Source organism: Collimonas sp., assembly GCF_035566555.1.
Classification (GTDB): Bacteria; Pseudomonadota; Gammaproteobacteria; order Burkholderiales; family Burkholderiaceae_D; genus Collimonas.
On sequence record NZ_DATMRB010000099.1, the window covers coordinates 1 to 9,887 of the forward strand.

Here is a 9,887-nt window from a genome sequence, read left to right on the forward strand (position 1 = left end):
CCAAATCCGGCGCGCGCCAGCCGGGTGAGGGGCAAAACTCGCCTTCGGCTCAAACATGCCCCTCACAATTCCCGGCTGACACGCGCCGGATTTGGCAACGTCTTCATGCGGGGCACGTCAAAAGCAACCCCAACGTCAAAAGCAACGGCAACGTCAAAAGAAACAGCAACGTCAAAAGCAACGGCAACGTCAACAACAACCCCAACGGCAACAACACCAGCCCTGCTATTTTTTTACCGCAGGCGGATGCTCGCTCGATTGCAGTTGCGCCCATAAACGTGCCAGGTAGGGATCCTGGAAGCCTTCCTTGAGCAGGCCTTCCAGGGTGTTGCGCAGGTATTCCCGGGCGGGGCCGTAGAGGCCGCAGGCGTCGCGCAGGTGGGATACCACTTTCAGGTCTGGCAGGCGGCCGCTGTAGCTTTCGTGCTGGCGGTTCATGACGAAAGCCAGGGCTTTGATACGCGGACCTTGCTTGCCCTTTAGCTGCATCGGCAGCCAGCGCGGCAGGTAGGCGCCGGTCAGCATTTCGCGGCGCCATAGCATTTTCAGTTCGGTTTCTATGCTGACGGCGGGGATGCGGAAGGCGACGCCTTGGCAGGAACCGCCGCGGTCCAGTCCCAGCACCAGGCCGGGATTGTCCCAGGTGCCGCGGTTGATGCGCGAATACAGGTAAAAGCCACGGTGATAGCCGTACAGCTTGGCGGGTACGCGCTCGCTATGCTCCACCATCGGATTCCAGATCAGCGAGCCGTAGCCGAACAGCCAGACGTCGCCGTTGCGATCCGGCAAGGATGCCAGGGCGGCGCGCCACGATGCCTCCAGCGTTGCTTCCGACAGCAGGGCCGAGGCAATCGGGGTGTTATCCAGGATAGTCCGCAAACGGTCCTGCTCAAGATCTTCACGCGTGATGCTCATGCCTACAGAATAAGGCAGATCGGTGTGTTGCAACAAGTGTTTGCCGTATCAAAATCTGCTGTTGCAGCTGCTTGTTATTTGGGCAACCAGATCGGCGGATCACTGCGCTCAGGAGCGTAGCGGCAGAGGGCTGTGGACGCGCCGCTGCCAGCGTTGCCACAAGGCCGCCAGCCAGCTTCCCGTGGGCGCAATCACCAGGCCGGCGGCGCTCTCGGCGCCGCTGGCCTGCAGGCGCATCCAGCCACTCCGTTGCAGCACGTGGCATTCGCCTTCGGTGATGAAGGCGCGGCTGGCCAGCGGGATGCCGGCCAGGCAAGGATCCGCCGCCGTGATCAGGATATTGCCCCGCGTGGAGATGATCGCTGTGCCGCGGCTGGCATAGAACAGGGTGAAGTGCTTGCGGTTCAGGTGGAACGTGCTGTTTTCCAGAGGGGTGTTCATGGCGTTTCCTGGTTCAAAGAGATGACTCAAGCGTAATCGCCGATGGCAAGCCGAAACAGGCACAGCACCCGACAGAATGTAGCGCAACAGTCGCTGCTTCAGCCATCTGTTACCCTGCGTTTTGGCTTATTCTGTATCTGTTCTGTTTTCCGCAAATACGCCACAATTGCCTACCACTTCATTGCCATGAGCAAGCCTCCTTTGTCACTTTCACCCGCCAGATCTTCACCGCAGTCATTACTCTATCGTCAGCTGGCCGAGCATTATCTGGCAGCGATTCAGGCTGCTGCGCTGACGCCGGGCCAGCGCATGCCGTCGGTGCGCGAGCTGATGCGGCAGCATCAGGTCAGCCTGTCGACGGCCTTGCAGGCACTGCGCTATCTGGAGCAGGGCGGCTGGCTGGAGGCGCGGCCGCGCTCCGGCTATTTCGTGCTGCCGCTGCGGCGACTGGCGCTGCTGGAGGAGGCTGACCTGGCGACCGTGCCGGCGCTGATGTCGGCCCAGTACGCGGGCATCCATGAACGGGTATCGGAAGTGATCGCCCGCGGCCGCACCGGCACCGTCACGCTGGACCTGAGCAGCGCCAGTTGCGCACCGGAGCTGTATGCGGTGGAAGCCTTGAAAAATGCAGCGATCCGCACCTTGCGGCAACGGCCGCAAGTGTTGACCAGCATGATGTCGCACAGCGCCAACCCGGCGTTCCGTCAGATCCTTGCCAAGCGCAGCCTGGCCATCGGCATCCAGCTGGCGCCGGAAGAGGTGATCGTCACCCATGGCTGCATCGAGGCGATCAACCTGGCGCTGCGCGCGGTGGCGCAGCCGGGGGACACCATTGCAGTCGAATCGCCCACTTACTATGGCTTGCTGCAGGTGCTGGAAAGCCTGGGCATGCGGGCGCTGGAAATTCCGACCAGCGCGCGCACCGGCATCTCGCTGGAAGCGTTGCAGCTGGCGCTGCAGACCTACGGCAATATCAAGGCGGTAGTAGTGGTGCCGAACCTGCAGAATCCGCTCGGCAGCATCATGCCCGATACGCACAAGGAGCAGCTGGTGGCGCTGTGCGAACAGCATGGCATGGCGGTGATCGAGGACGATTCTTATAGCGAGCTGGTGCCGGAGGCCAGTTCGGCGCGCGCCTTGAAGGCCTGGGACCGCAGCGGCAATGTGATCTACTGCGCTTCGCTCAATAAGGTTCTGGCGCCCGGCATGCGGCTGGGCTGGATGGTCGGCGGCCGCTGGCAGGCGCGCATCGAGATGCTGAAATTTGCGCATACGCGCGCCAACGAGGAGTGGGCGCAAATGGCTGCGGCCGACTTCATGGCCTCGCCTGCTTACGAACGCCATCTGCGGCGTCTGCGCGAAGCTTTGCGGGTGCAGCGCGCCCGCACTGTGGAGTCGATTGCGACGTATTTTCCTGCCGGCACCCGCATCAACACGCCGGATGGCGGCGCTTTATTGTGGGTAGAGCTGCCGCGCCAACTGGCATCCAAGGCGGTGTTTGAAGCGGCGCTGCGCGAAGGGATCAAGATCGCACCCGGCCTGATGTTTTCCAATTCAAACCGCTTCGAGCACTATCTGCGGCTGTGCTGCGGCCAGCCGTTCTCGCCACGGATCGAGCAGGGCATCAAACGGCTGGGAGCCATAGTCGAAGAACAGCTGGCGCTGCAGCTTACGGCCTAGGCAGTATTTCCTCAACCTGCGCCGCGTGCGGAATCGGCGCTACCGCCCCATAGCCGGTGGTCGACAAGGCCGCGCATACATTGGCGTAGCGGGCGGCGCGGAAAGGATCGTCGCCGGCCACGATGCGGGCGATGAAGGCGCCGCCGAAGCAGTCGCCTGCTCCGGTTGCGTCAACCGCTTCGACGCTGTAGGGCGGCACCAGGCGCCGTTCCTTGGCTGTCGCCACATAGCAACCTTCGGCGCCGAGCTTGAAGGCAATCAGGCCGATGCCGTAAGACAGCAGCTCATCGACAATCGCGTCGCGGTCGTCGAGGCCGGTGAGAGCGCTGATGTCGTCCCAGCTGGGCAGGCAGATATCGCACAGGGCAAACGCCGCGCGCATTTTCTCCTGTGCCCGTTCCAGCGGCCACAGTTTCAGCCGCAGGTTGGTATCGAGCGAGGTCTTGACGCCATGCTTGCGCGCATGCGCCATCGCCGCCAGGCCGGCGTCGCAGGCCGATGCGCTGATCGCCAGGCTGATGCCGGACAGGTGCAGCACCTTGGCCGCGGCAATCGCCGCCAACGGTAGCTGTGCGCTGTCGTAGCGGCTGGCGGCCGAGCCGGCGCGCAGATAGTCGAAGTGGTGGCCATCCTGGTCGTGCGAGACAAAATACACCCCGGTGGCGGCGCTTGCATCGCGCGCGACGTGGCTGGCGTCGACCTCTTCAAACTGCCAGAGAGCGCGCAGCTGCTCGCCGAAATGATCGTTGCCGAGCGCGCTGATGTAGCCGCTGCGCGCCCCCTGGCGGGCCGCGGCGATACAGAAGTTCGAGGTGTCGCCGCCGAAGCCTTGCAGGTACATGCGGGCATCGTGCAGCCGCTGGTTGAATTCCACCATGGCTTCGCCGTAGGCCAGGATATCGATTGTCATTGCTTTACTCATTGCCTTACTCATTTCCTTATTTTGCCGGAGTCGGGCTTAAAAGAAAGTCTGGATCACGTCCACCACCTGATGCTGCGGATCGAGCACGGCGATCTGGCGCCACTTGTCGAAGGTCAGGCATGGATGCGAGATGTCGAAGCCGAGCATGTCGCCGACCTTGATGTCGTCGCCCGCATTGATCTGCAGATAAGCGTGCTGGTCCATCATGCCGGTCAGCTGCCAGTGCGCCGGCGTCGCCGTCGGCGCTGCGCTGCCGGGGCGATATTGCAGGGCGGGCAGCGGCAGGCCGGCATCGAAGGCGGCGTCGCGCTTGCCGAGTGCGATGATGGCTTTGCCGGCTTCCGGGATCGATTGCACATAGGCCCACAGCTGAAGGGCGGGCTGCAGTTCGGTACGCATCTTGCGGGCGATCGGATTGCGGGTCTGGATCTGCGCCTGTGCCGCGCGGTAGACGCCGACGTCGTGCGTCAGGTAGCAGCCCGGACGCAGCACCACGTCCAGCGGCAGGCCGATATCGGTCTTGGCGAATTCTTCGGCGACCACGTCATACCAGGCCGAACCGGCGCCGGTCAGGATCACCGGCCGCGCTGCCGCACCTGTGGTGCGGGCGGCAAAGCGGCCGCCGGCGGCCAGCTGTTTGGCGCAGGCGACGGCGTGCTGCAGGAAGGCGCGGATGTCGGCTTCTTCTTTCAGCACGCCTTCATAGACTTCGACCCCGGCCAGCACTAGGCTGCCGGACCAGCGCGCCAGGGCTGCCAGTACCGCCTCTTGCTGCTGCGGATTGCGGATGCCGGTGCGGCCGCCGTCAGGCCCCAGTTCCAGCAGCACATGCAGCTTTTGCTGGCGCGCCTGGAAGAAGGCGCCCAGCTGGTCGACGCCGTCGGCCGAATCGACCAGGCAGCAGAATTCAAAGGACGGATCGCTGAGCAGATCGGCAATGATCGCCATGTTTTGCTTGCCGACCAGCTGGTTGGCCATGATTATGCGCCGCACGCCGTGCTGATAGGCGACCCGGGTCTGGTGTGCAGTAGCCAGGGTGATGCCCCAGGCGCCGCCGGCCAGCTGGCGCGCAAACAGCTTGGGCGCCATGGTGGTTTTGCCGTGCGGCGCCAGCTTGACGCCGTATTCGCTGACGAACTGCTGCATCCATTGCAGATTGTGCTGCATGCGCTCTTCATACAGCACGGCGGTCGGCAGGCTCAAGTCCTCCCGCAGCAGGTTCCAGTCGAGCGCTGTGGCCTCGGCGGCAGTCAGGGCTTGCTGAAATGCGCCAAGGCCCTTGTTCAGAGGATCGATCAGGGTGGCGTCGGCATTGCGCGCGGCAAGCCCGTGATTGTTTGTAACATTCATGTTCAAGTCCCTTTCGTCATAATTCGTTTGACGTAATCATATCCTTGAATTTACTATATTAGAAGCATGTTACAAAGTAACATAGGGATTTTTTCCGGTAGCAAGCTGATTGCGGCAACACTGGCTGCGTATTGTCTTTCATACCATGGCTGCGCTGAATTGCCCTCGGATCAGATTAGGATATATGAGCCATTCCTTCGATATTGTCTCGCGGATTGCCGAACGCAGCGGCCAGTTGCGGCTGGCCGAGCAAAAAGTGGCGCAGGCGATTCTGAGCGACCTGCCGTTTGCCGCCAGCGCCAGCATCCAGACATTGGCCAGCCTGGCCGGGGTCAGCGAAGCCAGCGTCACCCGTTTCGCCAAAGCCATCGGCTGCCGCGACGTGCGCGAGCTGAAGATGAACCTGGCGCAGGCGGCAGCCATCGGCCAGCGTTTTTTACGGATGGAGGACGCGGCCGAGGAGCAGGCATTGCCGCAGATCGTCGATATGGTGTATGCCGATATCCACAAAGTGCTGGAAGTGAACCGCAGCCTGCTGAATCAGGAAGTGCTGCTGCAGGCGGCGCAGACGCTGCTGCAGGCGCGCATGATTTACGCCTTTGGTATGGGAGGCGGCTCGACTATGCTGTCTGATGAGGCGCGCTACCGGCTGGTGCGGCTGGGGCGCCCGGTGGCCACCTACCACGACGCCCTGTTGCAAAGAATGGTCGCGGCCACGCTCGACAAGAGCGATGTGGTGCTGGCCTTGTCCGCTACCGGCAACGTCGCCGAGCTGAATGCCAGCTGCAAGGTGGCCAAGGAATACGGCGTGCGGGTGGTGGCGATCACTGCGCTCGGTTCGCCGCTGGCGGCGCTGGCCGATGTGCTGCTGCCGCTGAAGTCGCTGGAAACCGATTTTATTTTCAAGCCGTCGTCATCGCGCTACGCCATGATGATGGCGCTGGACGTGCTGATGACGGAACTGGCGCTGCTGCAAAAAGACCGCAGCCAGGAGCTGTTGCGGCGCCTGAAATTTACACTGGATACGCATCGCGGCGGCAGCAGCCGCGAGCCGTTGGGAGATTGAGATGAGTAGCGAGTCAGACATAGGCAGGCAAGCGGCGATACGCGAATGCGATACGCTGATTCTCAACGTGGCTGTGATCGATGGCAGCGGCGGCGCGCCGTATGCTGCCGATGTCGCGCTGGACGGCGGCCGCATTGTGCGGATAGACCGCGACGGTGCCTTGCTCGGCTGGCATGCCGGGCAGGTGGTCGACGGCAAGGGCAAGGTGCTGAGCCCCGGCTTCATCGATGTCCACACGCATGACGACACCAATGTGATCCGTACCCCGGTGATGCTGCCCAAGCTGTCGCAGGGCGTGACCACCGTGGTGGTCGGCAATTGCGGCATCAGCGCCGCGCCGGTCAGCCTCAAGGCGGAACCGCCGGATCCGATGAACCTGCTGGGCGAAGCGAGCGCCTTCAGTTATCCCACATTTGCTTCTTACGTGACAGCAGTCAACCAGGCTCAGCCGTCCATCAACGTCGCGGCGCTGATTGGCCACACGGCGTTACGCAGCAACCAGATGGACCGCCTCGACCGCGCCGCCAGCGACAGCGAAATCGCCGCCATGTGCGAACAGCTGCGCGAAGCGCTGGCGCATGGCGCGCTTGGCCTCAGCACCGGCCTGGCCTATGGCAATGCCATCATGGCGCCGACCTCCGAAGTGCTGGCGCTGGCGGAGCCGCTGGCCGAAGCGGGCGCGCTCTACGCCACTCATCTGCGCAGCGAATTCGCCGATATCCTGGAAGCCATGGATGAAGCCTTCCGCATCGGCAAGCACGCGCGCGTGCCGGTAGTGATCTCGCACATGAAATGCGCCGGCGTCGAAAACTGGGGCCGCAGCGGCGAAGTGCTGGCGGCGCTGGAGCAGGCGCAGCGTTATCAGCCGGTCGGCTGCGACTGCTATCCCTACACCGCCAGTTCTTCCACCCTGGATTTGAAACAGGTGACCGATGCCATCGACATCATGGTGACCTGGTCTGAGCCGGAACCGGCGATGGGCGGCAAGATGCTGGCCGCCATCGCCGCCGAATGGCAAGTCAGCCTGTTGGATGCGGCGCGCCGCCTGCAGCCGGCCGGCGCGGTCTACCACTGCATGACGGACGACGATGTCAACCGTATCCTGAGCCATCCGGCGACAGTGGTGGGTTCCGACGGCCTGCCCAACGATCCCTTGCCGCATCCCCGCTTGTGGGGAGCATTCCCGCGCGTGCTGGGTCATTACAGCCGTGAGCAAAAACTGTTTCCGCTGACCGTGGCGATCCGCAAGATGACCGGCTTGTCGGCCGAGCGTTTCGGCTTGAACGAACGCGGCCTGGTGCGCGAAGGCTATTGGGCCGACCTGGTGCTGTTCGATCCGGAAACGGTGCGCGATGCGGCAACCTTCGCCGATCCGATGCAGCCGGCAGAAGGCATCGAGGCGGTCTGGGTCAATGGCGCCTTGTCTTATCTGGGCGGCGCCGAGAAAGCGCCGACGGCATTGCGGGCAGGGCGCTTCCTGGCGCGGCAGGCGGGCGTCAAGGGAAGTATTTAGAGGTGGTTGAGCGGACTGGCGGCAGAGGCCGGCCGCGGCAGTTTGGATTTTATTTTTTTACAGAGGAATAATCATGACGATCAAACGATATGGTGTTGAAGGTGGTTCTGGAACCGGTGGGCAGCATCTGCCGTTCGCCCGCGCGGTGGAAGCCGATGGCTGGCTGTATGTGTCCGGCCAGGTGGCGATGGTGGACGGCGAGGTGATCGACGGCGGCATCGTCGCCCAGTCGCACCAGGCCATCCAGAATGTCCTGGCGATCCTGAAGGAAGCCGGCTACGGCCCTGAGCACGTGGTACGCTGCGGCGTCTGGCTTGACGATACGCGCGACTTCCAGTCGTTCAACCGCGTGTTCAAGGAATATTTCGGCGCCAATCCGCCTGCCCGCGCCTGCGTGCAGTCGGCCATGGTGGTGGATTGCAAGGTGGAAGTGGATTGCATCGCTTATAAAAAATAAGCGCTGTCATGCAGGTTCAAAGGATCATGGCGCTCAATGTCATGATCCGCTCAACAAATCAAAGACACGCAACGCACGCCAATACAGAGTGTCGATTCATGTTTGGGAACAGCGTATGTTCTCGGGCGTGAAACTAGAAAATTATTTGGATACCAGGAGGATTTGATGGAGATGGTTCAGGGAAATCTGTTGCTGCTGTATGCGGTGATTGCAGTGGTCGCACTGGTGGTGCTGATCGCCAAGTTCAAGATGAATCCGTTCATCGTGCTGATCGTGGTGTCGGTGATCTTGGGCCTGGTGGTCGGCATGCCGATGGCCAGCATCGTCAAGTCCTACGAAACCGGGGTCGGTGGCGCGCTTGGGCATATTGCCCTGGTGGTCGGCCTGGGCACCATGTTTGGCAAGATGATGGCTGAATCGGGCGGCGCCGAGCGCATCGCCAATACGCTGATCGGCATCTTCGGCCCCAAGCGCGTGCATTGGGCCATGATGGTGGTGGCGCTGATTGTCGGCTTGCCGGTGTTCTTTGAAGTCGGCTTCGTGCTGCTGATCCCGATCGCTTTCAACGTCGCCAAGCGCACCGGCACCAACATGATCATGGTCGGCATTCCCATGGTCGCCGGCCTGTCCGTGGTGCATGGCCTGATTCCGCCGCATCCTGCCGCGCTGTTCGCCGTCACCGCCTACAACGCCGATATCGGCCGCACCATCATGTACGCGCTGATCGTCGGCATTCCAACCGCCATCATCGCCGGCCCGCTGTTTGCCAAGCTGATCAGCCGTTTCGTGGTGCCTAATCCTGACAATCCATTGATCGCGCAATTCGTGGAAGAGGGCAAGACCCGTGAGCTGCCAGGCTTCGGCATCACCATCGCCACTATCCTGCTGCCGGTGGCGCTGATGCTGCTGGGCAGCTGGGCCGATCTGTTCTTTGCGCCCAAGACCTTCGCCAACGATTTCATGCGCCTGATGGGCAACTCGGTGATCGCGCTGCTGATCGGTACGCTGGTGAGCTTCTATACCTTCGGCAAATCGCGCGGCTTCGACCGTGAAGCCATCCTCAAATTCACCACCGAATGCCTGGCGCCGATCGCCGGCATCACGCTGATCGTTGGCGCCGGCGCCGGCTTCGGCCGCATCCTGATCGACGGCGGCGTCTCCAAGGCCATCGTTGAAGTTGCCAACAACGCCCACCTGTCGCCATTGCTGCTGGGCTGGTTCGTGGCGGCGCTGATCCGGGTCGCCACCGGCTCGGCCACGGTCGCCATGACCACTGCTTGCGGCATCGTCGCTCCTATCGTCACTGCCGCCGGCGTCACCGTGCGGCCGGAGCTGATGGTGCTGGCCACCGGCGCCGGCTCGCTGATCCTGTCGCATGTGAATGACGGCGGCTTCTGGCTGGTCAAGGAATACTTCAACATGACCGTGACGGAAACCTTCAAGACCTGGACTGTGGCCGAGACGATCATTTCGGTGGTGGCCTTGTTGCTGACCTTGGGCCTGGCTACCGTGATCTGATCGATCTCAAGCTTGCGGCACTATC

9 protein-coding genes are annotated in these 9,887 nt (G+C 62.4%); 5 read left to right on the forward strand and 4 right to left on the reverse strand.

Annotation, left to right across the window (positions count from 1 at the left end; translation table 11 throughout):
• Positions 1-225: 225 nt before the first annotated feature.
• Together VNZ65_RS12995 and VNZ65_RS13000 are read right to left on the reverse strand one after the other, a co-directional pair.
• Positions 226-915 carry a gamma-glutamylcyclotransferase gene (locus VNZ65_RS12995; RefSeq protein ID WP_325669628.1) on the reverse strand — a complete coding sequence of 230 codons (690 nt, stop codon included), beginning with the start codon at positions 913-915 and terminating at the stop codon, positions 226-228.
• A 108-nt stretch (positions 916-1,023) separates the two neighbouring features.
• On the reverse strand, positions 1,024-1,356 hold the full coding sequence (locus VNZ65_RS13000; RefSeq protein WP_325669612.1) for a hypothetical protein: 333 nt from the start codon (positions 1,354-1,356) through the stop codon (positions 1,024-1,026).
• A 186-nt stretch (positions 1,357-1,542) separates the two neighbouring features.
• On the opposite strand from VNZ65_RS13000, the gene VNZ65_RS13005 reads away from it, so the two are divergent.
• A complete protein-coding gene (locus VNZ65_RS13005; RefSeq protein WP_325669614.1) occupies positions 1,543-3,036 on the forward strand; it encodes a PLP-dependent aminotransferase family protein in 1,494 nt (497 codons plus the stop codon).
• Here VNZ65_RS13005 and VNZ65_RS13010 read toward each other — a convergent pair.
• Together VNZ65_RS13010 and VNZ65_RS13015 are read right to left on the reverse strand one after the other, a co-directional pair.
• Entirely contained in the window at positions 3,026-3,946 is a 921-nt protein-coding gene (locus VNZ65_RS13010; protein WP_325669616.1) for a sugar kinase, read from the reverse strand. The genes VNZ65_RS13005 and VNZ65_RS13010 overlap by 11 nt on opposite strands.
• Before the next feature lie 48 nt (positions 3,947-3,994).
• On the reverse strand, positions 3,995-5,308 hold the full coding sequence (locus VNZ65_RS13015; protein WP_325669618.1) for an amino acid deaminase: 1,314 nt from the start codon (positions 5,306-5,308) through the stop codon (positions 3,995-3,997).
• A 184-nt stretch (positions 5,309-5,492) separates the two neighbouring features.
• Here VNZ65_RS13015 and VNZ65_RS13020 point away from each other — a divergent pair, with 184 nt between their 5' ends.
• From VNZ65_RS13020 to VNZ65_RS13035, 4 genes are all read left to right on the forward strand, one after another.
• Positions 5,493-6,374 (forward strand): MurR/RpiR family transcriptional regulator, encoded by an 882-nt coding sequence (locus tag VNZ65_RS13020; protein WP_325669620.1) that lies wholly within the window; start codon positions 5,493-5,495, stop codon positions 6,372-6,374.
• A gap of 1 nt (position 6,375) precedes the next feature.
• Positions 6,376-7,887 (forward strand): N-acyl-D-amino-acid deacylase family protein, encoded by a 1,512-nt coding sequence (locus VNZ65_RS13025; RefSeq protein ID WP_325669622.1) that lies wholly within the window; start codon positions 6,376-6,378, stop codon positions 7,885-7,887.
• Between the two features lie 73 nt (positions 7,888-7,960).
• Positions 7,961-8,344 (forward strand): RidA family protein, encoded by a 384-nt coding sequence (locus tag VNZ65_RS13030; RefSeq protein WP_325669624.1) that lies wholly within the window; start codon positions 7,961-7,963, stop codon positions 8,342-8,344.
• A 165-nt stretch (positions 8,345-8,509) separates the two neighbouring features.
• The gene (locus tag VNZ65_RS13035) at positions 8,510-9,862 is read left to right on the forward strand and encodes a gluconate:H+ symporter (protein WP_325669626.1); all 1,353 of its coding nucleotides are present in this window, start codon (positions 8,510-8,512) and stop codon (positions 9,860-9,862) included.
• Positions 9,863-9,887 lie beyond the last annotated feature (25 nt).

What these genes read in the sequence shown, in the direction of transcription:
- VNZ65_RS12995 (WP_325669628.1), bottom strand. Translation starts at nt 915, where the DNA reads ATGAGCATCACGCGTGAAGATCTTGAGCAGGACCGTTTGCGGACTATC.
- VNZ65_RS13000 (WP_325669612.1), bottom strand. Translation starts at nt 1,356, where the DNA reads ATGAACACCCCTCTGGAAAACAGCACGTTCCACCTGAACCGCAAGCAC.
- VNZ65_RS13005 (WP_325669614.1), top strand. Translation starts at nt 1,543, where the DNA reads ATGAGCAAGCCTCCTTTGTCACTTTCACCCGCCAGATCTTCACCGCAG.
- VNZ65_RS13010 (WP_325669616.1), bottom strand. Translation starts at nt 3,946, where the DNA reads ATGACAATCGATATCCTGGCCTACGGCGAAGCCATGGTGGAATTCAAC.
- VNZ65_RS13015 (WP_325669618.1), bottom strand. Translation starts at nt 5,308, where the DNA reads ATGAATGTTACAAACAATCACGGGCTTGCCGCGCGCAATGCCGACGCC.
- VNZ65_RS13020 (WP_325669620.1), top strand. Translation starts at nt 5,493, where the DNA reads ATGAGCCATTCCTTCGATATTGTCTCGCGGATTGCCGAACGCAGCGGC.
- VNZ65_RS13025 (WP_325669622.1), top strand. Translation starts at nt 6,376, where the DNA reads ATGAGTAGCGAGTCAGACATAGGCAGGCAAGCGGCGATACGCGAATGC.
- VNZ65_RS13030 (WP_325669624.1), top strand. Translation starts at nt 7,961, where the DNA reads ATGACGATCAAACGATATGGTGTTGAAGGTGGTTCTGGAACCGGTGGG.
- VNZ65_RS13035 (WP_325669626.1), top strand. Translation starts at nt 8,510, where the DNA reads ATGGAGATGGTTCAGGGAAATCTGTTGCTGCTGTATGCGGTGATTGCA.